The sequence below is a fragment of the Bradyrhizobium sp. S3.7.6 genome (assembly GCF_054061875.1).
Genome location: NZ_JBSSEQ010000003.1, coordinates 130,528 through 154,298 on the forward strand (window position 1 = coordinate 130,528; position 23,771 = coordinate 154,298).

The following is a 23,771-nucleotide window of genomic DNA, read 5'->3' on the forward strand; positions in this document are numbered from 1 at the left end:
AGATCAAGCGGCTTTGGCGGTCTGGGGCTTGGATGTCTTGACGCGCGTCACGCTGCGGCGACCGTCGACGCTGAGCGGTACATCGCCATCGATGGTGACGCGGCGCACAATGCGGTGCTGATCGCTATAGTCGTTGACCGCGTAATGTTGCGTGGCGCGATTGTCCCAGATCGCAACGTCGCCGGCCTTCCAGCTCCAGCGCACGGTGTTTTCCGGCGCGGTGATATGCGACTGGAACAGGTCGAACAGCTTCTGGCCGTCGTATTTCGGCAGGCCGACGAAGCGCTGCACGAAATTTCCGAGCACGAGGGTGCGCTCACCGGTCTCGGGATGGACGCGCACTACCGGATGCTCGGTTTCGTAGATCGTTCCGGTAAACACCTCGTCGAAGTGTTTTTTGTCCGCCTCGGTCGCCCGTGTCTTCACGGCATAGTCATAGGCGTTGCTGTGAACGGCCCACAGTTCGTCGGCGAGCTTGCGCAGAGGCGCCGGCAGGTCGAGATAGGCGGCCGCCGTGTTCGACCAGACGGTATCGCCGCCGTAGGGTGGAATCACCACGCCGCGCAACACCGAGATTTTCGGATAGGCGTCGACGAACGTGACATCCGTATGCCATTGGTCTGCGCGGCCACCTCCCCGGCCCCAGTTCAGCTCCAGGATCGACGACGTGCCCTTGATCGCGCCGACCGTCGGACGGGGCACCAGCCTGCCGAGCCTGATGGCAAAGCGCTCCTGTTCGGCATCGTCGAGATGCCCCTGGTCTCGGAAGAAGATGACCTTGTGTTCGAGCAGCACCTGATTGATCGCACTAATGGTCTCGTCCGAAAGGTCGCCCGACAGTTTGATGTTCCTGATCTCGGCGCCAAGTCTCGCCGCACGCTTGATGATGTCGGCGCGCGGAATGACGTTATCGATGGTCGTCGTGTTGCTCATGGTCGTGCTCTCGTCACTGAGATCCCCTGGACAAAACCCCGCCATGCGCCGGTCGCGGAAACAACGGCGGAGATAGATGAAATCACTTCAGGCTAGGGGCCCTACTCGGCCGCAACGTGCTCCGGCAGACGGCCCGAGCTGACATCGGTCACTGGGATCGGATTGGAGCATGATGAAACGACCTCGCGTTGAGGCCTTCAATGCTACGAGCGATCGATCGTCAGTCAATGAAACGAAACCAGTTCTGTTTCGGCGACAGGCAACGAACGTTTTGCCAGCGATGCTGACACTGAAAGAATCGCAATGATGACTGCCCGCCCGGTTGCAACAGGAACATAATTTGACGCGACGCAACGCACTTCTTATCCAAAGACGCAATAAAATTGTTACAGCGCCGCCGTTTCTCGTCGTGACGACTGCCCTGGTTTTTGATGGGCGCTCTGCGCGCAAGCTTCATGCTTGCATCCAACTCAACAACGCAAATTCATTCATCGACATCACCGGGACCCCAGACGTAGAGTCTCGCTTGTTACAGCTCCCAATGCACACGGATCTCACAAATGGTCGAACGGCGGCAGCTTTCCCTCAACTTCTTTATCTATCCAGACGGTCATCACGAGGCTGCCTGGCGCCACGGGAGTTCGGCAGCCAATCGCATTCTCGACGTCACCTATTATCAGGAGCTGGCGCAGCGCGATGAAGCGCACAAGTTCGACGCGGTCTTCTTCGCCGACGGCCCGGCGCTGGCGGACAATGTCCGCTATGCGCAGCGGTTCCGGCTCGAGCCGATCACCCTGCTCACCGCGATCGCCTCCGCCACCCAGCGGATCGGCCTGATCGCGACTGCATCGACGACCTATACTGAGCCGTACAATTTGGCGCGGCTGTTCGCCTCGCTGGATCACATCAGTAGCGGCCGGGCCGGCTGGAACATCGTGACAACGAGCACGCCTCAGGCCGCGCAGAACTTTGGCCTGCCCGAGCATCCCCCGCATCACGAACGCTATGAGCGGGCGCGAGTATCTCGACGTCATCACGCGGCTTTGGGACAGTTGGGAGGGCGACGCGCTCGTCAACGACCCCAGATCGGGTGTTTTCGCAGACACCGGCAAGATTCACGCGATCAATCACATCGGAAAGCATTTCCGCGTGCGTGGACCCCTCAACATCTCAAGGACGCCGCAGGGACGACCGGTCTATGTCCAGGCCGGCTCTTCGGACGATGGACGTGCCTTTGCGCGCGTTTCGCCGAGGCGATCTTCACCGCGCATCAGACACTGGCGCGCGCCCAGGAATTCTATGCGGACATCAAGCGTCAGGCGCGCGCCTTCGACCGCAGTCCCGATCAGATCAAGATTCTGCCCGGCATCAGTCCTTTCATCGCCAGCACGCAAATCGAGGCCGATCGGCTGCAGGACGAGTTCAACGACCTGATCCAGCCCGAGTATTCGCTGACACAGCTGCGCCAGATGATCGGTCTCGACCTTTCCGGGTTTGACCTCGATGGCCCCTTTCCTCGTCATCTGATCGATTCCGAGGGCGCCCGCGGCGTCGCCAGCCGTTTCAAGCTGGTCATCGGCATCGTTGATCGCGAGAAGCCGACGATTCGCCAGCTCGTGCAGCGCCTGGCTGGCGCCCGCGGCCATTGGGTGATTGCCGGACCGCCGGGGAAGATCGCCGACAACATGCAGACCTGGTTCGAGAACGGCGCAGCCGATGGTTTCAACGTCATGCCGCCCTGGCTGCCCGGCGGGTTCGACATCTTCGCCGAGCAGGTCGTGCCCCTTCTGCGTAAGCGCGGCCTGTTCCGTCACACGACTACACGGGCACAACGCTGCGCGATCATTACGGCCTGAGCCGGCCGGCCAGCATCTTCTCCAGCGCCATTCAAGCGATCGCATAGTTCGCCTGGCAACACTGATTTGACGACGTCGCAGCAGAAGCCCAACAGGTTGCTTTCCATTAGGCCGCTGGACGGCTAGGACGTGATGAGCAACAGATTTATCTATGCCCTTGGAAACCAAGCTGCAGTGCCTTCGAAATGCGCTGCGCATTTGAAAGCTGGTTTTCGCGATGAGCGAGCTTCGCAACGAGATCGCCCATAAACTACATCGACCGCGCATTCTCGACGTTGTCGCTGAGACGAGCAGTGCGCAGCGCGAATGCTCCGGACGTCCTCCGCCTGTACCAATCGCGGTCCTTTTTGGAAGCGTGCCTGCTTGGTGGCCCAGATGAAATCCCCGCCGCCGCAGGGTGGGCTGGTCTGATGGGCCCGTCGCCACAGCCGGCGCGTGCGCCCCACCCACAACAGAGGTCGCGACGAGCATTCCTGTAGGGTCATCGAGTGCAAATCTCACCCAACACGAACAGCTCGGCCCTCGCTCGATCGACGTTTGGCTAGTTCCCCCGACGGCGCACGCCGGCTGGCTTCCCTCACAGCCCCAAGCAGCCCGGGGCCGCCAGGGACAATCCTGTCGCTGCCCTGCCCTGATCTGCGTCGCCCTCATGCTCAGCTGGTTCGCCGCTCTGGCCTCGGTGGTGTACGAGCGCGGGCTCAGCCGCTGCGATTGTGGGATCGACGTGCGACTCGACACGCCTTCCCAAAGATCAGCCGTGGTGGCGCGTCGGATTGCGCCTTTTCTGCTCGGCATGTGCGCCGCAGGATCTGTCATCAAACATCACAATGAAACTTGTCACCGAACGCGCGTTCGCCGATCCGGAAGTCGCCGCTCGCCATTTCGTTCAGATGGCGTCCGTCATGGGGCCGGTACAGGACGGCCGTGTCCACATCGAGAAGATCAATTATCCCTTCCTCTACACACTTAAGGGAAACGGCGCAGAGTTCGGCGCCGGCATGAGGTGCGGCTAAGGAAGGCGAGCTGAATGAGAGCGGCACATACGTTCGGCTGCCCGACGCCCGCCGAGGATCTGCTCCGTCGATAGATGAGCGTGAAGGACAACCACGCCGCGAGAAGGGCGCAAAAGCAAATAGCAAGATAAGGCAATGCAAGGCGCATCGGGCTTCGCCTCCGAAACGCAGATATCGATCATCATCTCGTGCGGGGACGAGACCACCAGGGATCAGGGGTTACAATCGAGCGCCTTCCGGCAAGCCGGCGGCACCTTTCCAATGGAACATAATGCACGACAGTCGCATTTCGGTTGCTGCGAAAGTTAGCTATCAGCCGAGAAAAGGTTAGCGGTAGATTCTCCGAACCGGGGCTGGCCCCATATTTCACTTCGATATGTAACCCGGATTTTTTGACCATGCGCGGGCCGCAGCGATCTAACTTCCCGCTGCGGCCTTTGTACGTGCGGTTAAGCGCCGAGGAGGTTGGCGACTTCTATGCTCGCATCACCATCTTCCGGGATACACCGCGTTTCGATGAAATTGCGGAACTCATCAACCGGCGCCTGATCACCGCGCCAGGGCCTCTTCGAGCCACTTGAGGGATGGTGGCTGAATCAGATTATAGAGTTTCCGAGCAGCCACGTACCGAGCCGATCAGGGTTCAGGAGGTGACGGATAGTCGCGCACCGCATCGACAAGATTAGAGTGGGCGGCCGTCGACGTAACGCCATGTCAGCGCGTGGTTCGGATCCCGCCGCCGCTGCTCCAGCGCGCCGGGCATGCGCCGGATAACCGCCGCGGCCTCTAATGCCGTCAAATTAGAGCTGCCCGGCAGCGTATTGATATCCGACGTCGCGGGCGGCGGCATGCCACGGTTCTTGCGACGGCGCTTCGTGGTACGCGGAATTATCCGATTATTTGGCGGCCCTAATGCCTCGATCGGAGTCTTTTCGCCCTCGCCGCTCATGCCTCCGCCCCGAACGATCTTCGGTATGCTATGGCCGCTGGATAGGTGTGGCGTACAAATAAGACGGATTGCACCTCTTTCTGACGCCCTCCGACATCACGCGATGCAAGCGATCAGTGCGGATCACGAGATGGATCAAGCATCGCGCGGCGACATTCGAGTCAATAGTGTCGCCCAAGCACCGTGGTCCACAAAGCGTTGACGACTTTGATTTTGTTCGATGTCCGTTATCAACTCATCCAGTATCAATGAGCCGTCGAGCGATTTACGCGAACAGAAGCAGTCCTCCACGCCATTTGCGGCAATGCCAACAACCTCTGCCTTGGAGCCGCGGCCGATATAGCTAGGTCCGCTCCGCCTCCTCCGTGGGATAATGCAGAAAGCCGCGCTGGAGCAAGCGCGGGACATAATGCTGGCGCTTGGCAGCCATGAGGAGACCTATCGCAGGCCTAACTTAGGTCGCGGACGTCAAGTGTGCCGTTGTTGCAACCACTGCTGTCGCGGTTACGACGTATGTCGCAATCGCTTCGACAGCCGATGGTTCTGGAGTTGGATCGGCAGCTGATTGGTGCTCCAAGGTTTGTGTTGGCAGGAGAGTTTGCGATCTCCGTCGCGTGGTATGGCATTTGCTGATCGCCTTCCAGTCGTCGCGGCTCCAGGAGAAACACATGGTCGATGGGCAAGTCGTTGTGCTGTCCGCACGAGAAGAGCAGTGCTTGCGGTGGGTAGCGGAGGGCAAATCATCCTGGGAAATAGCGGTGATATTGAGAATCAGCCGGAACGCCGTCGATTTTCATATCAAGAACGCTATGCGAAAGCTGAAGTGACCACCCGAAATGCTGACGCCTACCAGCCATGAGGAGACCTATCGCAGGCCTAAATTAGGTCGCGGACGTCAAGTGTGCCGTTTGTTGCAACCATGCTGTCGCGTTTACGACGTATGTCGCAATCGCTTCGACAGCCGATGGTTTGGATCGGCAGCTGATTGGTGCTCCAAGACTTGTGTTGGCAGGAGAGTTTGCGATCTCCGTCGCGTGGTACGGCATTTGCTGATCGCGTTCTAGTCGTCTCGGCTCCAGGAGCAACACATGATCGATGGGCAAGTCGTTAAGTTGTCCGCACAGCAAAAGAAGTGCATGCGGTGGGTAGAGCAGGGCAAATCATCCTGGGGAATAGGGGTGATATTAAGAATCAGCCCGAACACCGTCGATTTTCACATCAAGAACGTCATGCGAAAGCTGGAAGTGTCCAGCCGAATCCAGGCTGCTATCAAGGCGCGCCGCCTCAAGCTTTTGGACTAGGGAGTGCTGCTGCTGTCAACTTGTGCCGACGGCACGTATAACATCCGGTGCTATGACTACTCCATGAGATGGGATCCGCATCTGCCGAAAGTAGCGGCCCGTTGTGAGCGCAGCGGTATAGTTAGTCGGCCGTGAAGAATCCTGATTGGCAGGCTGATTGACCGTGGATTTCGCGAGGGTGCCGATGATTTGCCACAACAAGAGCCTGAGCCAGCAGATTAGGCGGCGGGAGTTATCGCCGACGGCGGCGAGAACGGCGTTGATGGTGTCACCTTGGCGATGCCAGAGGCAGTTGTGGCCGATGCTATGCTCGGATTTGCGGTGGCTGATGACCGGCTCGATGGCGGAGCGCCGTCGCAGGTCGCGCTTGGTCTGTCGCGTCACCCGCCGCTTCTGTCCTGAGATGAAGACCCTGAACTTGTAATCGGGCGGGGCGCTGTGGTCGCAATAGCCCTTGTCGAGGAGAGCACGCTCGATAGTGTTGCCGATCAGCGCTTCCATCTCTGGGATGACGGTTGCAAGGGCGGATTCAAACGGTCGTCGCAACACCAGTTGTTTCACTCATGACAGCAGTTCGTCAAGCGCCTCCGCTGGCGTTTTCCAGCCTAGTGTCTTTCTCGGTCGGGCATTGAGGGCCGCTGCCACAGCGGATATTTCGTCGGCGCTGTGGATGCTCAGGTCTGTGCCTTTCGGAAAGTACTGCCGCAGCAATCCGTTGGTGTTCTCGTTAGTGCCGCGCTGCCAAGGGCTTTGCGGGTCGCAGAAGTAGACCTGGATACCCGCATCGATCTTGAGACGATCGTGCTGAGCCATTTCGGCTCCCTGATCCCAAGTCAGCGATCGACGCAGTTCTTCGGGTAAGGTGATGACGGTGCGCGTGATCGCATCGCGCACGGCTTCGGCCCCGTGTCCCGCGAGCGCAGGTCCGTTCTTCACGCGCGGAGCTTCGCCATGCCCCGCCAACCGGGGAAGGTGCAATAGCATCGTGAAGCGCGTCGTGCGCTCGACCAGCGTGCCGATTGCCGAGCTGCCAAGACCGAGGATGAGGTCTCCCTCCCAATGTCCCGGCACTGCTCGATCGGCAGCTTCAGCAGGGCGCTCACTGATCATGATCTCCGGGGAGACAAAACCCTTGCCTCGCCTGCGTACGCGCGCTCTGGGCATCCGTAATACACGCCCTGTTCGCAAGCAGGCCGTCAGCTCGCGGCGTAGCGCGCCACGGCCCTGGACGAAGAGAGCTTGATAGATAGCTTCGTGGCTGATGCGCATCGTCTTGTCGTCCGGGAAGTCGATCGGCAAGCGTCGGGCAATCTGCTCGGGGCTCCAGGCTTTGGCCCATCGCCGATCCTTGCGCGGGCCATGCCGGCGCCCCTTCCACGGAACGACGGGACCAAGAACGGGAGCGCCGCTCGGGGCTACGACGTCGCCAGCAAGTCTCTCCTGCACATAAGTGCGCAAGGTTGCATTGAGCGCAAGCTTGGTCGGCTTGGGCCGGCGGGCGGATCGATCCGCATGCCATTGGGCAGTTGTTGCCCGATACTCCAACCCGCCGCCGCGGGTGGCCGCGTTGCGCCGCAGTTCACGGGAGACTGTCGAAGCAGCCCGCCCCAGGCGACGTCCAATCTCCTGTATGGAATGGCCCTGCACCTTGAGCAGTGCGATCTCCTCGCGCTCAACCAACGAGAGGTACCGCCCGGAGAGCGCATTTGCCGAAGATCTGAACATCGCTGGTGGCATGCCGCCCGCCTTTCGGAATAATCTGCTTCCGACAGGTTGTGACAATCCGGCTTCGAGTGCAGCATCTTCGCTGCTTAACCCAGCGGCAATAGCCCGCCAAAATTTATTCTGTTCATTGCGCCCTGCAGCAGAGGGCCGTCCTGGCGACGGCAATGGTGCTCGTCCTGACCGCGCCGATCTGCGCATTACAACGTTCATCGCAACCTCCAAGCTCCGAGTGTTGCGACGACCGTTTGAATCCGCCAAGTGTGTCGGCATCATAGGGGTTGCCGGGCAGCGCCTTCACATGGGTCACGAACTGCCCGCCGCGGGCCGGCGCCAGCGTGGTGGCGACCGAGACCTTGACACCGAACTCGTAAGGCCGGTGCGCGTTGCCCTTGCCGATGCACTGCACCTCCGTCGCGTGCAGCGAGTAGAGGTTCGGGCCACGCTGGTGCCGATTCTGCTCAAGCACTTGTCGCGCTCGTGCCAGCATGCGCTCCAACACGATCCCACCGAGCAAGTCGGCGTTGGCGCCGTTTGCGGCCTATGTCGCTGATGATGCGGCCGAGATAGGTCCTGAGCTTCTTCAAGGGCCTGTTGTCGCGGTTGAACTGTTTGGCGTGGGCGTAGCGCTGGTGCTTGATCAGCGCGATCTTGCCCACCGTGGCATAGGACTGGCGCAGCTTGACACCATGTCGCTTCGCCGGCCGGATCAATCGCGGGTGCGGCTCAGCGGCCTGGCATCGGCATCACATTCTTGGCTTGCACCGTCGTTTCGTTCCCCTGGTTGCATCGCTCCCTCCGATGCGATCAGGGAATCTCGCCTTGCCATTCGACGGAATCCTCAAAGATGAAATTGCAAGCTTTTGTGCAATCAAAGCCCGAAAGCTTGCAATCTCAAAGTTAATCTCGCCCGAAAAATCGATTCTTGATCAACTGCTTGGACGGTTCTTCACGAACGACGAACTAGACAACCAGCAAAGACGGGCCGCCGTAGGGCGTCGCATCGCTCGTTGTGGGCTAGGCTTTCCTTGTGACTTGCGTGTTGCAATCGCCCTGAAATGGTTCTTCTGGTCGCGAGCGCTTCGAAGGAGCGTAGCCCCGATCACCATCTGCGATTAACATCGTCCTTCATGTCTCCTCCTGCGGCTGCACTTTGGGAGCTCCAGGAGAGTTTTCTTGCGGAACCGAACAAGATCCGCTGCAACAAGCCTTCTCGCCCCTGTAGTTGGCCAGGGTTTGGAGCAGCCGCGGCATATAATACTGTTTTGTAGCTTCCGGCACGATTTCCGGATCGTCTAGTCATGCCATTGCCCGCTCGAGCAGCTCGATCGCGCGTTGCTTGTCACCACTCTCGTAGTAATACTGAGCGACCACTCTATCAGAAGCAAAAGAAGCAAAGGTGGGGCCGCCGCTGTCTTGCACTGAATTGAGGATATGTTCCGACACATCCTTGCCGATCGCAAAGCGCTCGGCACGCGGAAGGTGGGCCTTATCGTTCTCCGGATCAAAGAGTTGCTCCATCACGGCAATCAGTCCAAACACAGCGTCTGACCGTTTCTCAATCGCATCTTGAACCAGTTGGCGCAAGACCTGGAACCCGGTCGCCGTGTCGCGCATTTGAAGCAACAGACCCGCCTGAATTTCGCGGAAGTGTCGATCGTCCGGCATCATGGCAATGCCCTCTTCGGCCGCTGAGAGCGCTGCCGGCCAATCCTTTGCTTCCTCCGCCGATCGAATTGTGTCTTCGATTGAGTAAAAGCGCTCTGTGCGTTTGTCTTCCGCAATCCGTTTCGCATCAGCGGCTCTAGCTTCATCGCTGCCGCGCCAAGTGCCGTTGATAATTTTCGGCAAGACGTGGGCGATGTCGGTCGGATCACCGATAAAGGCAATGTGGCCGTCGCGGTCGACGATGAACGATCTCGGAACCGCGGGAGAAGAGCTGGCATCCATCCAAAGCTTGTTCATTTCGCCCGAACTATCGAACCCGATTCGATAGTTCAGATTTGAGAAATTTTCAGTCAACCATGCGTCCAACTTGGTGCGCGCCTCATCCGCCGTTGGTGCTTTTTCATAAGCTGCGACTCCGACGACCTCAAGCCCCTCGTCTTTGTATTTTGCTTGCAGCTCTATCAGATGGGGCATCGCCTTCACACATGGGTCGCACCAACTTGCCCAAAATTCGACGATGTACACTTTCCCTGGCTCGAAGTTCGTGAGGGGCTCGCCACGCAGCCAGTTCTCGACTTTGAGCGAAGGAGCGGGGGACTCGACGTTTAGCGCCATGATTCAACTCCAAAGCGACCTGTTGCGCGAGCTTGTCGCTGCACCCGAATAATAGCAATCACCGTGCCAGGCAGTCCGCGCGCACTAAGCACATGACAACGCTTTGAAAAACATACACACGCCCAGTAAGGTCCCATGTATGTAACCCGACAAGCTGCGTCGGCGTCGGATTTCGGGCACGCATCGCGACCTTCGCGCCGCGAGAAGATCGTCTTGCGAATGCGCATCGCGAGCCGCGCTGTGCCAGTAGGAGGTACGCGAGAAGCCGGATGTGGTGCCCGCTGACCGACAAATTCCAAGGGTCAGGGCGACGACGAACTCGCCTCCCTTTTAGGATCGGCCAGTCCGTTGGTGAGATGCGCCCTCTTCCCGAGCCATTCGCAAGCTGGCGAGGAACAAGTCGAACGGCGGGGCCGCAGTACTTGGATCGCCGCCGATTTCACGTCGGTAAGGTCGGTAATCTGCGATCTCGTTCGTCTAGCATGTCCCCGCATTTGACGATGCCGCTAGGATACGTAAGCTTGAAGAGCTAGCCGCCTGCTAACCCTTGTAGGGCCCCTAAAGGCAACCGGCCAGATTCTTCACCATAAATTCGGCACGTCCATGCTGATGGCGATGGCGTTGCTGGCGAGCATGCCAGCGGGGCGCGCCACTCGATCGGTTGATATCTTCAACCAGCCGTCATTCCGCGTTGGCGGCCTAACCCGGCAAACGCTCCACTTATCAACCCGGAGAATCTGTTCAGTCAACCGGGACCAGCTCTGGTTGCGCTGCTGATCGAGACCTTACCAATCGGTGCGGCGTTAAAGGATTTTGCTCCCAAAGGCGGGACTGCGATCAGTCTATTCGTTCGCGATCTGCCGCGTTTTGTCGATATCGACCTGAGCTCGTCGGCCGGTGGAATCGCTGGCCGCGATCGATGCGGGCATGAAAAGAATGGCTGTCGCCATTGGCAAGGGAATTCCCGACGTTAAGGTGAATGAGGTCGTGAACCGCGCGGAAAGCATCGTTACCAAGATCCGTGCGTCCGAACGTCGAGGAAGGCGCTGATTTTACGGAGACACAAGTCGCCTCGTTTTCCGACCTCTACGCGGGAAAACCGTCGTCGCCTTTGACCGCAACTTCCTCGCGATTTTTTGATACCCGCGATCTTCTTGCGAATGAGGGCATCAGCGACGACCTGAGGCGCGCTTTCATCGTCTATTCCAGCTCGATCTTTATGGCGATTGAAGCTTCAGGAACGTTATAGCCAGGCGGATAGACCACATGTTGCTGCTGGGTCGCAAGACGGCGATGGAGCGTGTTGCAGCCTTCCTGCTCGAAATGGATCGCGGCCTCGCCGTCCCCGGCATGATGGCGCTGCCGATGTGTCGGCTCGATATCGGCGACTATCTGGGCCTCACGCTCGAGACCGTGTCGCGCGCGCTCTCGCAGCTTCACGCAAAGAGCAGACTCGGCTTCTCCGGCCCTCGCCAGATCGTGCTGCGCAACCGCAAACCCCCTGCACAATCTCGATGCCTGATCGCTTTCACCCGGCCGATGTTTCTCCCCCTCGACCTGGCCCGATGGCGGCTATTCATTGCGCCCCGAGCATGATGTAGTGAGAAACTAGCACCTGGCCGGCGTCAGTTTTGCATACTAGAGAGGTCCGCCAGAGCTTACAGGTATTCACCATAGCTGCTGGACCTCGGGTCGATCAAGATTGGCGGATGCGAAACAATAGACGATCACACGGACTATGGGCTCTGACTGCGCCACCAGCGCCAGAAACTGCTCCCCTTACCGCCGAAACTGCGGCGGATATCCTCGTGATTGATGGTGGATATACCGGGCTGTCGGCGGCCCTTCATCTTGCTGAAGGTGGAGCGCGTGTCGCGCTTTTGGAGGCGTCTGAAATAGGATTCGGCGGCTCCGGGCGGAACGTCGGGCTCGTGAATGCGGGCATGTGGCTCATGCCTGACGCGCTTCCGGACGCACTCCGCGCGCCGTTTGGAGAACGGTTGCTTGAACAACTCGGGCGCGGACCGCAGACGGTGTTCGAACTCATCGAAAAGCACGACATCGAATGTGAATTGGAACGTGCCGGCACTTTGCATTGTGCGGTCGGACGTAAGGGCTTGGAGGAGATTGAGGCCCGTGCCGAACAGTGGCAGAAGCGTGGAGCGCCCGTCTTGGTGCTAAATGCGGAGGCAACACACAGGAAAGTAGGCGGTGGTGACTACACCGGCGCGCTGCTCGATAGCCGCGCCGGCACCATACAGCCATTGGCCTATGCGCGAGGGTTAGCGCGGGCCGCGCTTGCGATGGGAGCCAGGATATTTACGCAAAGCGAGGCCATCGTGGCGCAACACAACGGTTTGCGCTGGAGAGTCGGCACCGAAAGCGGATCTGTAGAGGCCGACTGGGTGGTCGTCGCGACGGATGCTTATAGCAAAGGACTTTGGTCGGAGGTACGGCAGGAACAGATTCAACTGCCCTATTTCAACTTTGCCACGCCTTCTCTGCCCGCCGATCTGAGAAAGTCGATCCTGCCTGAGCGGCAGGGTGTGTGGGACACTCGAGAGGTTCTCTCTTCATTTCGCCTCGATCGCTCCGGGCGACTCGTGTTTGGCAGTGTTGGCGCGCTTGAGGGAATGGGGCAATCTATTCACCGGGCCTGGGCCCAACGATCGTTGCGTAAGCTTTTTCCAGGTCTTCGGGGCGTCCAGTTTGAAGCCGGCTGGTTCGGCATGATTGGAATGACGTCGGACAACTTGCCCCGGCTTCACAAGCTGGACCGCAACGTCATCGGTTTCACTGGCTATAACGGCCGCGGGATCGCACCAGGCACAGTGTTTGGCAGTGTTTTGGCTTCGTACGTATTGGGGCAGATCGCGGAGAACAATTTGCCGTTGCCGGTCAGTGCCGTTGAACGCCGGCGGTTTCGTGTAGCGCAGGAAGCCTTTTATACGGCCTCCCAGCTTTTTCACCTGATGGATTCCTGGTTCTGATCGCCTGGGCAACTCGGTTGGCACTCTTTCTTCGCAGCAGTATGGAACGATGCCGCGATCTGAGTACCGATGCCATCGACCACATGTATGTTTGACCGAGCGAACGAACGAGTGATTACGTGGCAGTCCTTCTCTGCCGCGGAGTTGACGTCGGCACGAAAATGGGCTTGGGATGGCATGAAGAAAGCGGCTTCCGATATGTGAATCGACGATGGCAATCACCTCGGAGGACAGCTCATTCGGCGCGCTGGAGGCGGCACAAGAAGAGAGGCCGTCCCACGCTTGCCGGTCTTGGCGATGTGTCGACCGCAGCCATAATCTGCCGTCGCGTCAGGTCCCCTACGCCGCTATCGTCTTGATCCTTAAGCCCGAGCCGCAGCGCCGACATTGCTGGCTTCCAATTGATGACTTGACGTTCGGTCAAGGACGTCTGGTAGACGACCACCTTCAACAGTGAGGGTCGCAAGCGTGGTGCGCTGCTTCTTGGCGCCTCGCCTCGGGCTTCGCGTCTTTTCGGTCCAAGCCGTTGAAGACCTCGCCTGCGGCGATGGTGGCGGCCTTGCGACATCTCCTCGTCCCGATCTGTGTTTCGCTGGCCGCTACGCGCCGCGGCTGTCAAGGGTGGCCGAAGGCCCATCGGGGCGGCTCGGGCGATATCGCCACGCGCTTTGGCCGGTGGCCATCGGCCAAAGGCCGCTAAGCCGCTTCAATCGCACAAATGATAGCCGTGCAGATACAAGGGGTACCCAGCGCAAGACCCTCGGCGCGTGGCCCAAATATAATGAGAACGCCGCGCGCAGCCCGGCCGAACAAGGAGATGTTCACAACGAAAAGCCTTCGCATCGCCCCGTACAAGTCCTTTGACCCCTTGCAGACGCGCGGCGCCTATTGCTGCGATCTGTCTTCAAGCTGCCGGTCGCGGAGCTCCTCCGGCACGAAACGCTTCCGCTGCCATGCCTCGTCATTGTCGCCGCGGAATGCTGAACACGACGCGCTGGGATGTTGTATCGATGGCAGCAGTCTGCACCAGCGTGTTCATCTTATGAAGGCCGCCGATAATCAGGATCTGCGCGCCGGCCTATGACGCCGCGCGCAGCCGATCGCGCACCGCCGGTCCCTCGCTCGGACAATCTGGTGGCGGCACGAGCTCAAAACGGCAGTCTGCCGTGACATCGTCCCCCAGCCCGGTCATGAAAGCCCGCAATCGCTTTTCATGAACGGCCAGATACATGGCGATCGTGGTGAGTGATCGACCAAATAATAGCGGATCACAGCTACGGCCGGCGACGCTCGTGAGCGGAGCGCGTGGACGAGGCAGTGATCGCTAGCGGAATCTGCGCCTGTCGGGACAAAGAGACAATCACGACTGACTGCGTTGGGCGGGCCTCTCGGCGCTATCGCCGCGGTTTCATTGATGTCAGCTCTGTTCGGATCGAGCGCACCGAACGGCCTCTTCGGTGGAGGTGCCTCCCTGCAATAATCGGTCGAGCCGCGACGCTTGCACTACTCTGCGTGTTGCGACAAAGAGAGGACGGCGAGCGCTCTGGGTCCGTGATCCAGTCATCCTCGCTCGATGTGACGTTATCAGCCATCGGCAGACCTTCCGCGGGTCTGGGCGCGGTCACTCTCCCCGCTCTGCATCGACAATTCCGACAACAGCGTGGCCGCTCAAACAATGGCAGCGGCCGGGCAGCGATCGTCTTGCCGAAACAGGCAATTTCCTGTGGCCTGCGCCACCGGCGGATTCTGTCAGAATACAAACGCGCTTAATGTCTGAAACCCGCCTTCGACTATGTTCGAAAGCCACATTGCGCAAGGAAAGACGCGAGCGTGCCCCTTCTATCGTGCTGGCCCAAATCCTGCAGCGGCTCTCCTCGCCAGGAAGTTTGGCGGCGGCAACAGGATGGGAGTCGTGTTTGGGCATCGATCTGTCAATCGAGAATGCGGTAGCCGCACCGGAGGTCGCGTGCCTGCACCCCGCTGGGAGAACGGAAGACGCTGCCGCTTGCCACCACCTCGCGCGGCGTCGGTCATGTCATCGAAAACCTGTTTTCAGAAGAGGGCCGGCGCATCCTTACTTGCACGGGGCAACCCTTCGGTGGTGGGCGATGTCCGTGGGATTCGGAGACAAACAACCATGTCCACGTCGATCTAAGCATTCGTCGGACAGTGCCGCACGTCACTGCCGAGGTCGCGGAACCGCCTGCTGGCGCACCGCTACACGCATTGATCCACAATGCCGACATTTTGCCATAGACACCGGACCGTACCCGACAGACGTCGTTGACGGCGTCTGTCGAAGCCTGGCTGAGGCTGTTCCGCCTCAATTTGCTCGGCCTGATCCTGCTCCCGCAAGACCTCTTTCCCAATCTCAAGGCGACCTCGGTATCGATCTCGACATGACTTGATCGGCGCGTTGCCGCGCGCACCCGGTTTCCAGCACCGCCAATGCCTTTCGCGTCAAGGCTGACGGTTGCTTTCTCAACTCTGAAGCGAGGCGTCAATAGATGATCGATGAACTGGATTTGCGAACCTTCAAGCCGCATCCGCAACGCGACGCCGTGCTCGGCGAAGTGCACGCGCGCCCTTTCTCGCGCCTTGTCTCGCCATTCAGCGTGATCCACTTCGCTGTTCTTGCGCAAGGCGAGGCGGCCGCAATCGATCGCTGCCGTTTTATCGATTTCTGCCTGGAGCGCAATCTGCGGCCGCCTAAGCAATCGGCGAAACATCATCAGATTGTCATCGGGCCCGCTATGCTGCGCTGGGAGCAGCATTCGGAATTTACAACATTCACCTGGATCTGGACTAACACAAATGGTCCTGCCGCTCACCAATTCAGGAACGTTGATGATACCGTCCGATCGCTGATCCGAGCGTTGCGGCAGACGGGTCAATTGCTGGTCGCGATCAGGTTAGAAGTGGAGCAAGGCGCCGCGCCGACCAAGCGCGCCGAACAGATTTTTGACAAAAATAGCCTGGCCATGGTTGCCACAAAGGGCGGTGCAGGCGTTGTCGCCTCAGACTTCCGCGTGGACGAAAACGGCTTTACGAAAATCCTCGTCTGCGACCTCGGAATGACGTCGCACGATCTCGGAGCGCTGGTGCAACGGCTCCTGGAAATCGAGACCTACCGTCCGTTGGCGCTGCTTGGCCTGTCGGCGGCGCTTGAGCTTGCACCCTCTGTTGATCGCATCGACCGCCGTCTTGTTCAAGCGCTCGAAGAAATGCAAAGCGGTGAGGGGCTGCAATTCAACAACCATCTGCTTGCCGAGCTGACGGCGTTGGCCGCCTCCTTCGAAAGAGGTGCAACCGGTGGCCTGTTTCGCTTCGGCGCCAGTAGGGCCTATGACGAGCTGGTCCAATCGCGACTATCCATCATTGAAGGCAATGACATCTCGGGCTATCCGAGCTGGTCGTCGTTTCTGGCGCGCCGCATGGCGCCGGCGATGCGGACCTGCGCGACCGTGGAGGAGCGTCAGGCGGCTCTGTCGGTCAAGCTCGCGCGTGCCGCCGATCTGTTGCGAACCCGTGTCGACATCGAAATCGAACAACAGAATCATGACCTGTTGCAGGCGATAAATGAGCGCACGAGGCAGCAACTTCGGCTGCAGTGCACGGTCGAAGGATTGTCGGTCGCAGCGATTGGATATTACGTGGTCAGTCTGTTTAAATATCTTGCCGAGGGCGCGCACAATGTCGGATTGCGAGTAGATCCCTCGTTCCTAACCGCAGTCTTCGTCCCGATCGCCGTCGGCGTGATCTGGCTGGTGAGTTACAAGATCCGAAAGCGGCACTTCAAGCACGACGACGCGTCCTCGGTAGCTCGTAACTAATGCCCCTTGGGGAATCAGCGCGTCCGTCCTACGAAGCTCGCATAGTCGAGGTGCGACGCTGCCGCCAGAGCCTCGACGGGTTAACCTGTATATGCGCTTTAATTGATCGGGAGGGGGACGTCTCGCAACGCCACCCTTCCCTCACCACCTGGCATACACGGGTCCGTACCGCGGCGGTTCGACCGAGTGAAGGCCGGGGAACCAATATTCGGAGAGACCGCGAGCGTCAAAGAGTGGTTGCGCAGGGCGTGCTGCACCGCTGGTGCCCGGACATTCGCCAGAGCCCCGCCGGCGAACCGGTGGCACTCGATGCGGCGAACTTCGCGATGCCGAGGCGGCGAAGCTCCATGAATGGCTTGTGCCGATTCTGCATTGTCGCAAGAGATACATTGGCTGTCTTCAGTGAATCCAGGCTTCCAAGTTTGTGAGCACGCCAGATTCAGGCCCTGGAATTGTCCCCCTTGGCGCATCTGCCCGCCGGTTGATGCCAGCGTCGCCCGCACGTGGCGGCGGGCGCCTAGCAGGCTGTTGAAGAACTCAGCCGCGTTCGCAAACGAGGCCTGAATCGTCGCCATTGTGTATGTAGAAATGGCCGACGAGCCTGCCAGCAGTGCCGATCATAACCCATCCGCGACCGCAGACGGGGTCATTCTCGTCGTGCCCTTCCCATGAGAACTCCGCGCAGGGCGAATCGTCTCGCGCGCCGTAGCGGACGTCGAGGAAGCCCTTCAGCGCACCGAAGGCGACTTCACCGTCGGACTTGCCATCGAAGGTGAGATGCGCCTCTTCGGCAAGATCGAGGAAGTCGCTGTCCCAGTTGTCCATTTCGACGATGCGCCAGCGGCCGGCAAAGGCCTTTGCGAAGCCGGGCACCTTGGCCATCAGCCGGTCTCCGCTATCAGTTTGGGCAGCCGCACCAGATTGTAGGCGGCGGCAGCGAAGGTAAAAGCCCATGCTACGCGATCACGGCCACGGAAGCTGGTCTTCTCTTGCCCGGCTACCGTCTTGATCCAGCCGAATGCCTCCTCGATGCGCTTGCGGATGCGCTGGCTGACGGCATAGCCGCCGTGCCGGGTCGTTCGCCCGTCGATCGCAGAGCTGCGGCCGCTGGTGTTCTGCGCAACATGCGGCGTCACGTTCATCGAGCGCAGCTCATTGACGAAGTCTTCTGTGTCGTAGGCCTTGTCGGCGCCAAGCGTGATCGCTGTCGGCCGATCAGCACGAGGCTCGATCATGTGTAGCGCGGCCACCCGTTCGGCATGCCCGTCAGCCAGCGTCAGGCAGGTGTCGACCACCAGGCCGTGGCGGTTCTCCATCAGTCCGTGCCCGATGAAGCACAGCTTCGTCTCCTTGCCTTTGCCCTTGCGGTACAGCCTGGCGTCCGGATCGGTGGTCGAAGCATGGGTGTCGTTCGAGCGCTTCTGGCCATGGAAGTCCGCTTCGGCATTGCGCCCGCCGCCTTGCGCCGGCGGCTCGCCCGCGCCGTCCTTAGGCTTGACGCTCTTCATCGAGGCCCAAGCCTCGATCAGCGTGCCATCGACCGAGAAGTGATCGCTCGACAGAAGCTTCTTCGCCTTGGGCTGCGACAGCACCGCGGCCAGGAACTTCGCCGCAATGTCGCCTTCCAGCAGTCGGTCGCGGTTCTTCGAGAACACCGAATGGTCCCAGACCGCCTCGTCGACGCCGATTCCGACGAACCAACGGAACAGCAGGTCGTATTCCAACCGCTCCATCAGAAGCCGCTCCGAGCGGATCGAGTAAAACGCCTGCAACAGCATCGCCCGCAGCAGCTTCTCCGGCGGGATCGACGGCCGCCCAATCGGCGAATAGAGCGCGGCAAACTCGCGCTCCAGCGCCGACAGCGCCTCGTTCACAATCGTCCGGGTCGCTCGCAGCGGATGATCACGCCGCACCCGCGCCTCCAGGTCAACGTAGCTGAACAGCTCGCCCGTTCGATTGTCCCCGCCGCGCACGCACCATCTCCGAATCTCGTCGGAGCCAATGAATCACGGTCGCCGGTCGACGGCGAGTGCCTTTTTCAACAGCCTGCTAGCAGTCTGCTGAAATATCTACGCCAAAGATAGACTGCCAATCCACCTTGGCGAAACGGTTCGATGCGCGAGAACGACGTGTTCATGGAGCAGCTGTTCACGATGAAGCGGTTGGAGGATTTCGTTCCAAAGCCGTGCCAGTCGCGGTCGCCCCTGATGGCGACGCTCGAATGCTACGAGCCTTCGCTCGTCGCTTGGAGCATCCTTTCGCGCACAGCGAATGTTTTGATGACTGTCGACGACGAGGACGCAATCAGCGTGATGAAACGTCTGGCAAATCCGAGGGCTAGCTATCGCTGTAGTTGCAGGCGAAAGTGGTGGTGTTGGCCTCGCAGCCTCGGAGCCGTACTGCAGGCTGCTTCTGACCCGACCTTGGTGGCGAGATTGGTCTTAGACCCAATTGACGGGTCTTTCTGATCAACACTGAGGGCGCGACATATCGTCTCGTGTACAAACAGCTCGTCAGTGCGACGCCAGCGCAAGTGACCGCAAGAATATTAAACCGGCCAAGAAAGTCGGCCCAATTTCCCGAGCTCGTGCGGCGCGCGGCGCCAAGCTCTCCAGTAACAACGATGCGACAATCGGCGGCGTGACGTTATCGGTACGGCTGGCCAGCGTCTTCGACCGGATAACGACGCTGTGGCCTTGTCCGCACTCTTCGAAAAAACCACAAGCCCTCAACGCAACGCCGGTGAACTTACCCAGACAACTGGTCTCCACCAGGCCGTGATCCTAACCGCCGGTTCTGCACGACCAGTGTTGATTGTCGCTCGCAACCGAGACTAACCTGGAATCTGCACCGGCAGTGCGGAATAACCGTGCACAAAATTAGATTCAACTCGCTCCGGTTCCCCCACCACCTTTACCTCCAGAGATCGTTTCAGCATCTCCTCCCACAGGATTTTCAGCTGCAGCTCTGCGAGATGCCTACCCACGCAACGATGAATCCCAAATCCAAATGAGAGATGTTGTCGTACATTGTCTCGATCAATGATGAAGCTGTTGGGGTTCGCAATGACTTCGTCGTCTCGGTTGCCAGAGATATACCACATCACAACTTTATCGCCTCGCCTGATTTGCTTGTGGCCTATCGTCAAATCGTCCACAGCCGTCCGGCGCATGTGCGCGATAGGCGTTTGGTATCGTATAATCTCGGATACCGCCCCGGGCAGTAGCGAAGCGTCATCTCGGAGTTTTCGCAGTTCGGACGGATTTTGGCTCATGAACAAGACGCCACCGGTGATTGAGTTGCGCGTTGTATCGTTGCCTCCAACAATCAGCAGAATGAGGTTGCCCAGGAACTCGCGCGGTTCCATGTTTCGCGTCGCCGGCGAATGCGCCATCATCGAGATCAGGTCAGCGCGCGGTTCGCAATTGACCCGTTCGCTCCAAAGCCGTGTGAAATAGTCCAGGCACTCCGACAGCACCACCTTTCGCTTTTCCCAGCTGTCGATCTGGTCGCCCATTTGCGGCGTCAAGGCAGCTACGTCCGACCAGTAGGTCAGCAACCGTCGATCCTGAAATGGAAAATCGAACAGCGTGGCCAGCATTTGGGTCGTCAACTCGATCGAGACCCTGTCGACCCAGTTGAAGGTATCATTGCGCGGCAAACCGTCCAAGATCTTCTGAACCCGCGAGCGAATCAAGCCTTCAAGATTCGCCAGATTCTCCGATGCCGCTATCGGACTGATAGTCTTACGCTGCTGAGCATGGACAGGAGGACTCATTTTGATGAAACTGGGGGTCCAATACTCCTCCGGCGGGTCGACAATTGTGACGCTTCGCTCTGATGAGAATATTGTGTGATTTGAGTCCACGGCTATGATGTCGCGGTATTTTGTTATCGACCAATATGGTCCGTATGGGCTGTCTCCGCAATAATGGACGGGATCTTCCCTTCGCAGGCGCTCGAAACAAGGCCAAACGGTATCATCCTTAAAGCGCTTGGGCTCGCTTACATCAAGGCGGCTCAGCGGGGTATCAGCCTTCTCGCAGGCGTTCTCTGCCGATAATGCTATCATGGTTGTCTCGCGGACATTGGCCAGCAATTGTGCTTGCTCAGCTGAGTGCGCTCTAGAGTTCGCTGGAAAACTCGGTCGAAACACAACGAGCTTGGGTGGTGCACTAACAATGTGTGACGCATGTCCATGGCTCGGGTTCGCGGGAGCTCTGAAATCTGAAATCATGTTACGGCGAAGTTGGGTCGACCTTGGCTCGACCCCCGTCGACGCAGAATAACGGCAAAGCGGGCGAAGCTCCCCTATCGGACTTGGGAGGTGTACGAACGCCTGATTTTGTGGTAGTCAATTCAGGACGCAAGCACTTGCAGCTATGGCACGCAGCCGCTTATCCTCATTCTCTCGGGCGGGCACGCCCTTTGCAGCGAAGGTGGCGCCGACAGCTGGGCGGCTCTGGAGCCGATCGTGAACACGGCAAAGCTCCATGAGCTCGACCCGCAGGTCTACCTGACTGACGTGCTGGACCGCATCGCCTCCGGGGCAACCGAGAGCCATCAGCTGCACGAGCTGCTCGCCTGGAACTGGAAGGCGGCCCGCCAGCGCGCTGCGCAGGCCGCTGCGTGAGCCCACGTCGCCATAAAGCATCGTCGATGACCGCCGCCGCGATGCCGATTGCGTTGCTCGAACGATGGCTGCGGGCTCGCGTCGATCAGCATCCTGCGGCCACAAGTCTTCCCATGCTCGACGGTCACGTCGCCGCGATCGTGGCCGGACCGATGTCATGAGCCCGCTCGACTGGATCTGGCCGCTGCTCCATTGATGCCGATGCTTTCAACTACGGCGGCACCCCGGAGTTTGCCGCGATCTCCGCCGTTGCGCTGCGCCATAACCAGATCGGCCAAATCCTTTCGACCACGCATCGCCTGTTCGAGCCGATGCACCGCCGCAAAGCCAATCGCGACGTCGATTCGCGTCCTTGGTGTCAGGAGGTTTATGCCGTGATGCGATTCAAACTATCGGCGTGGGCGCCATTGCTGGACGCAGCAACGTAAATCACGGCCTGCTTCTGCCTATTCTGCTGCACCGTGCCGACGATCAGGGACAGTCGCTGCTCGGAGCACCACAAAGCGGCCGCGAGACGCGGCGCGCCTACGCCGATATTCCGCCGCCCGTCGAGGCCATCCGCCAGTACTAGTGGTTCTGCACAGTGAGTTTGACCGGTTGCGACCGCCGGTCAGATTAGCTCGGGCAGGAGTTTCGGATCAACGAGAACCTCGATGCTGCGAGGAGTCCTTGGCTGCCTTGTGATGAGGCCGGCTCCTTCCAGCATCAGCAGCATCTGGTGAACTGAGGGTGGGCTGACGCGGAAATATTCCTGCATGTCGGTTTCGGCCGGGGGTCTGCGGTGCAGCCGCGTATAGCGGTCGATAAAGGCGAGGTACTGCCCCTGCTTGGTCGTGAAGGGTTCTGCCGAAGGACTCACGCCGGCCATCCGATTCCGTTGTTTGTGCGTGCCTCGAACACGGAGGCACGCCATGAATGTACGCTCTCGGGTCGACCTCGGCCAAATCGAGCGCACGGAACTCAGGGCACTGCTCAACGGCGGCAAGCCTGTCTCGCGCAAGCTCAAGCGAGCGCAGATTTTGCTAGCCGCCGATGCCGGCGCCAGCGACGAGGAGATCGCAAGGAGCGTCCGGGTGGGCGGCTCGACCGTGTACCGGACCAAGCGACGCTTCGTGGAAGGTAATCTGGAGCGGGCGCTGAGCGAAGAGCCGCATCCCGGAGCGGAGCGCAAATTTACGAGCAAGGAAGAAGCCTTGCTGGTGGCGACAGCCTGTACCAGCCCACCCCAGGGCCGCGCCCGCTGGACGCTTGAGCTGCTGGCAGGCGCGATGGTCAAGCTCACCGAGCACAAGAGCCTGACGCACGAGACGTTCGGCGGCGCCTGGCCGAAAATGACCTCAAGCCCTGGCGCAAGGACATGTGGTGCATTCCGAAGGTCGATGGCGAATACGTCGCCCGCATGGAAGACGTGCTCGAGCTCTATGCCGAAGCGCCCGATGCCAAGCGGCCGTTCGTGTGCTTCGACGAAAGCCCGGTGCAACTCATCGGCGAGGCGCGTCAGTCTGGTGCATCTCGCGAGTGATCGACCTGATCTGCGAGCGGCACATTGAGCAGGCGCGCAGCTGCACGCATCTACAACTCACCTCCTTAGGCGATTCACGCGATCGTGAGCGGCAACCGAGTCATGAGGCTCATCTAGAGTCAGTGGTTGTATTGCTAGCGCCGCGAAGCCGTTGGCTTGTTCGCGCGGAGACTGAAGGCGTTGACGAGGAGACTAAGAAGGTTCGACATATCCTTCGCACAGAATCTTCAGTCAGCCTGGACAACGCGTTCTCGAGGATGTGGGGCGAATGTTAACCAGACAGACCGCGTCCACGGTGCCCATCTACGGGGCATGCAAGCCAATGTGCCGCGGGTTCGAATTCAATATTCTCCGCCTCGCTCTGGCGAGATTGAGTTGGTTTCCCTATGTTCAAGCAATGCTCGCACCAGTTTTCGTGCTTGCGAGTCCGATCTCGAGATCGGTCCGCGGTCATCTGGACCACGCCGACAGGCAGCTTTGCTGGTTCGGCTCGGAAAGATAGTGCCGCATCCGATGCTGACCGCTGTTGTCCACGACCGGACCCTTGGAATTTGTCGGTCAGCGGGCACCATCCGTATTCTCACGCGCCTCCTACTGGTGCAGCGCGGCTCGCTGATGCACATCGCAAGACGATCTTCTGGCGGCACGAAGGTCGCGATGCGTGCCCGAAATCCGACGCCGACGCGGCTTGTCGGGTTACATACATGGGACCTTACTGGGCGTGTGGATGTTTTTC

At 59.6% G+C, this 23,771-nt stretch carries 15 protein-coding genes and 6 pseudogenes; 11 read left to right on the forward strand and 10 right to left on the reverse strand.

Annotated features, from left to right (window positions below; translation table 11 throughout):
- Window positions 1–3 precede the first annotated feature (3 nt).
- Complete coding sequence (locus tag ACVJ5M_RS44215; protein ID WP_354081220.1) at window positions 4–933, reverse strand: TauD/TfdA dioxygenase family protein; 930 nt, start codon at window positions 931–933, stop codon at window positions 4–6.
- A gap of 560 nt (window positions 934–1,493) precedes the next feature.
- Here ACVJ5M_RS44215 and ACVJ5M_RS44220 point away from each other — a divergent pair.
- A pseudogene (locus tag ACVJ5M_RS44220) lies at window positions 1,494–2,836 on the forward strand (LLM class flavin-dependent oxidoreductase).
- 780 nt (window positions 2,837–3,616) lie between these two features.
- On the forward strand, window positions 3,617–3,802 hold the full coding sequence (locus tag ACVJ5M_RS44225; protein WP_354081222.1) for a hypothetical protein: 186 nt from the start codon (window positions 3,617–3,619) through the stop codon (window positions 3,800–3,802).
- A gap of 682 nt (window positions 3,803–4,484) precedes the next feature.
- On the opposite strand, the gene ACVJ5M_RS44230 is transcribed toward ACVJ5M_RS44225, so the two are convergent.
- A complete protein-coding gene (locus ACVJ5M_RS44230) occupies window positions 4,485–4,751 on the reverse strand; it encodes a hypothetical protein (protein ID WP_354096694.1) in 267 nt (88 codons plus the stop codon).
- A gap of 668 nt (window positions 4,752–5,419) precedes the next feature.
- Here ACVJ5M_RS44230 and ACVJ5M_RS44235 point away from each other — a divergent pair.
- Both ACVJ5M_RS44235 and ACVJ5M_RS44240 read left to right on the forward strand, forming a co-directional pair.
- Window positions 5,420–5,578, forward strand: a complete 159-nt coding sequence (locus ACVJ5M_RS44235; protein WP_456679747.1) for a helix-turn-helix domain-containing protein — start codon at window positions 5,420–5,422, stop codon at window positions 5,576–5,578.
- 261 nt (window positions 5,579–5,839) lie between these two features.
- On the forward strand, window positions 5,840–6,052 hold the full coding sequence (locus ACVJ5M_RS44240; RefSeq protein ID WP_354081226.1) for a helix-turn-helix domain-containing protein: 213 nt from the start codon (window positions 5,840–5,842) through the stop codon (window positions 6,050–6,052).
- A 195-nt stretch (window positions 6,053–6,247) separates the two neighbouring features.
- On the opposite strand, the pseudogene ACVJ5M_RS44245 reads toward ACVJ5M_RS44240, so the two are convergent.
- The 4 genes and pseudogenes from ACVJ5M_RS44245 to ACVJ5M_RS44260 all read right to left on the reverse strand — a co-directional run.
- Window positions 6,248–6,574, reverse strand: a pseudogene (locus ACVJ5M_RS44245) (IS5/IS1182 family transposase); the annotation flags it as partial.
- Between the two features lie 7 nt (window positions 6,575–6,581).
- Window positions 6,582–7,987 (reverse strand): annotated as a pseudogene (locus ACVJ5M_RS44250) (IS30 family transposase).
- Between the two features lie 39 nt (window positions 7,988–8,026).
- Window positions 8,027–8,490, reverse strand: a pseudogene (locus ACVJ5M_RS44255) (IS5/IS1182 family transposase); the annotation flags it as partial.
- Between the two features lie 583 nt (window positions 8,491–9,073).
- Window positions 9,074–10,057, reverse strand: a complete 984-nt coding sequence (locus ACVJ5M_RS44260) for a TlpA disulfide reductase family protein (protein WP_354081253.1) — start codon at window positions 10,055–10,057, stop codon at window positions 9,074–9,076.
- A 1,021-nt stretch (window positions 10,058–11,078) separates the two neighbouring features.
- Between ACVJ5M_RS44260 and ACVJ5M_RS44265 the strand changes: the two genes are divergently transcribed.
- The 4 genes and pseudogenes from ACVJ5M_RS44265 (at window position 11,079) to ACVJ5M_RS44280 (ending at window position 16,880) form a co-directional block, all read left to right on the forward strand.
- Window positions 11,079–11,306 carry a hypothetical protein gene (locus ACVJ5M_RS44265; protein ID WP_354081252.1) on the forward strand — a complete coding sequence of 76 codons (228 nt, stop codon included), beginning with the start codon at window positions 11,079–11,081 and terminating at the stop codon, window positions 11,304–11,306.
- An 11-nt stretch (window positions 11,307–11,317) separates the two neighbouring features.
- Window positions 11,318–11,579, forward strand: a pseudogene (locus ACVJ5M_RS44270) (helix-turn-helix domain-containing protein); the annotation flags it as partial.
- 187 nt (window positions 11,580–11,766) lie between these two features.
- Entirely contained in the window at window positions 11,767–13,047 is a 1,281-nt protein-coding gene (locus ACVJ5M_RS44275; protein WP_354100721.1) for an NAD(P)/FAD-dependent oxidoreductase, read from the forward strand.
- Window positions 13,048–15,554: 2,507 nt separating this feature from the next.
- The gene (locus tag ACVJ5M_RS44280) at window positions 15,555–16,880 is read left to right on the forward strand and encodes a DUF3422 family protein (RefSeq protein ID WP_354081250.1); all 1,326 of its coding nucleotides are present in this window, start codon (window positions 15,555–15,557) and stop codon (window positions 16,878–16,880) included.
- Between the two features lie 537 nt (window positions 16,881–17,417).
- On the opposite strand, the gene ACVJ5M_RS44285 is transcribed toward ACVJ5M_RS44280, so the two are convergent.
- The 3 genes from ACVJ5M_RS44285 to ACVJ5M_RS44295 form a co-directional block, all read right to left on the reverse strand.
- Entirely contained in the window at window positions 17,418–17,762 is a 345-nt protein-coding gene (locus ACVJ5M_RS44285; RefSeq protein WP_354081277.1) for a hypothetical protein, read from the reverse strand.
- Window positions 17,762–18,853 (reverse strand): IS5 family transposase, encoded by a 1,092-nt coding sequence (locus ACVJ5M_RS44290; protein WP_354081279.1) that lies wholly within the window; start codon window positions 18,851–18,853, stop codon window positions 17,762–17,764. Before ACVJ5M_RS44290 ends, ACVJ5M_RS44285 begins: the two co-directional genes overlap by 1 nt.
- A gap of 860 nt (window positions 18,854–19,713) precedes the next feature.
- Window positions 19,714–20,952, reverse strand: coding sequence for a cytochrome P450 (locus ACVJ5M_RS44295; RefSeq protein ID WP_354079631.1), 1,239 nt, complete (start codon window positions 20,950–20,952; stop codon window positions 19,714–19,716).
- Between the two features lie 402 nt (window positions 20,953–21,354).
- Between ACVJ5M_RS44295 and ACVJ5M_RS44300 the strand changes: the two genes are divergently transcribed.
- Together ACVJ5M_RS44300 and ACVJ5M_RS44305 are read left to right on the forward strand one after the other, a co-directional pair.
- Complete coding sequence (locus ACVJ5M_RS44300) at window positions 21,355–21,513, forward strand: transposase domain-containing protein (RefSeq protein ID WP_354079604.1); 159 nt, start codon at window positions 21,355–21,357, stop codon at window positions 21,511–21,513.
- Window positions 21,514–21,910: 397 nt separating this feature from the next.
- Window positions 21,911–22,084, forward strand: coding sequence for a hypothetical protein (locus tag ACVJ5M_RS44305; protein ID WP_354079602.1), 174 nt, complete (start codon window positions 21,911–21,913; stop codon window positions 22,082–22,084).
- Between the two features lie 39 nt (window positions 22,085–22,123).
- Here ACVJ5M_RS44305 and ACVJ5M_RS44310 read toward each other — a convergent pair whose 3' ends face one another.
- Window positions 22,124–22,381, reverse strand: a complete 258-nt coding sequence (locus ACVJ5M_RS44310) for a LexA family protein (protein ID WP_354079600.1) — start codon at window positions 22,379–22,381, stop codon at window positions 22,124–22,126.
- Window positions 22,382–22,424: 43 nt separating this feature from the next.
- On the opposite strand from ACVJ5M_RS44310, the pseudogene ACVJ5M_RS44315 reads away from it, so the two are divergent.
- A pseudogene (locus ACVJ5M_RS44315) lies at window positions 22,425–23,014 on the forward strand (IS630 family transposase); the annotation flags it as partial.
- Window positions 23,015–23,771 lie beyond the last annotated feature (757 nt).

Coding starts and splice junctions, on each gene's coding strand:
- ACVJ5M_RS44295 (WP_354079631.1), bottom strand. CDS start 20,952: ATGATAGCATTATCGGCAGAGAACGCCTGCGAGAAGGCTGATACCCCG.
- ACVJ5M_RS44225 (WP_354081222.1), top strand. CDS start 3,617: ATGAAACTTGTCACCGAACGCGCGTTCGCCGATCCGGAAGTCGCCGCT.
- ACVJ5M_RS44260 (WP_354081253.1), bottom strand. CDS start 10,057: ATGGCGCTAAACGTCGAGTCCCCCGCTCCTTCGCTCAAAGTCGAGAAC.
- ACVJ5M_RS44235 (WP_456679747.1), top strand. CDS start 5,420: ATGGTCGATGGGCAAGTCGTTGTGCTGTCCGCACGAGAAGAGCAGTGC.
- ACVJ5M_RS44285 (WP_354081277.1), bottom strand. CDS start 17,762: ATGGCCAAGGTGCCCGGCTTCGCAAAGGCCTTTGCCGGCCGCTGGCGC.
- ACVJ5M_RS44310 (WP_354079600.1), bottom strand. CDS start 22,381: ATGGCCGGCGTGAGTCCTTCGGCAGAACCCTTCACGACCAAGCAGGGG.
- ACVJ5M_RS44275 (WP_354100721.1), top strand. CDS start 11,767: ATGCGAAACAATAGACGATCACACGGACTATGGGCTCTGACTGCGCCA.
- ACVJ5M_RS44280 (WP_354081250.1), top strand. CDS start 15,555: ATGATCGATGAACTGGATTTGCGAACCTTCAAGCCGCATCCGCAACGC.
- ACVJ5M_RS44215 (WP_354081220.1), bottom strand. CDS start 933: ATGAGCAACACGACGACCATCGATAACGTCATTCCGCGCGCCGACATC.
- ACVJ5M_RS44230 (WP_354096694.1), bottom strand. CDS start 4,751: ATGAGCGGCGAGGGCGAAAAGACTCCGATCGAGGCATTAGGGCCGCCA.
- ACVJ5M_RS44240 (WP_354081226.1), top strand. CDS start 5,840: ATGATCGATGGGCAAGTCGTTAAGTTGTCCGCACAGCAAAAGAAGTGC.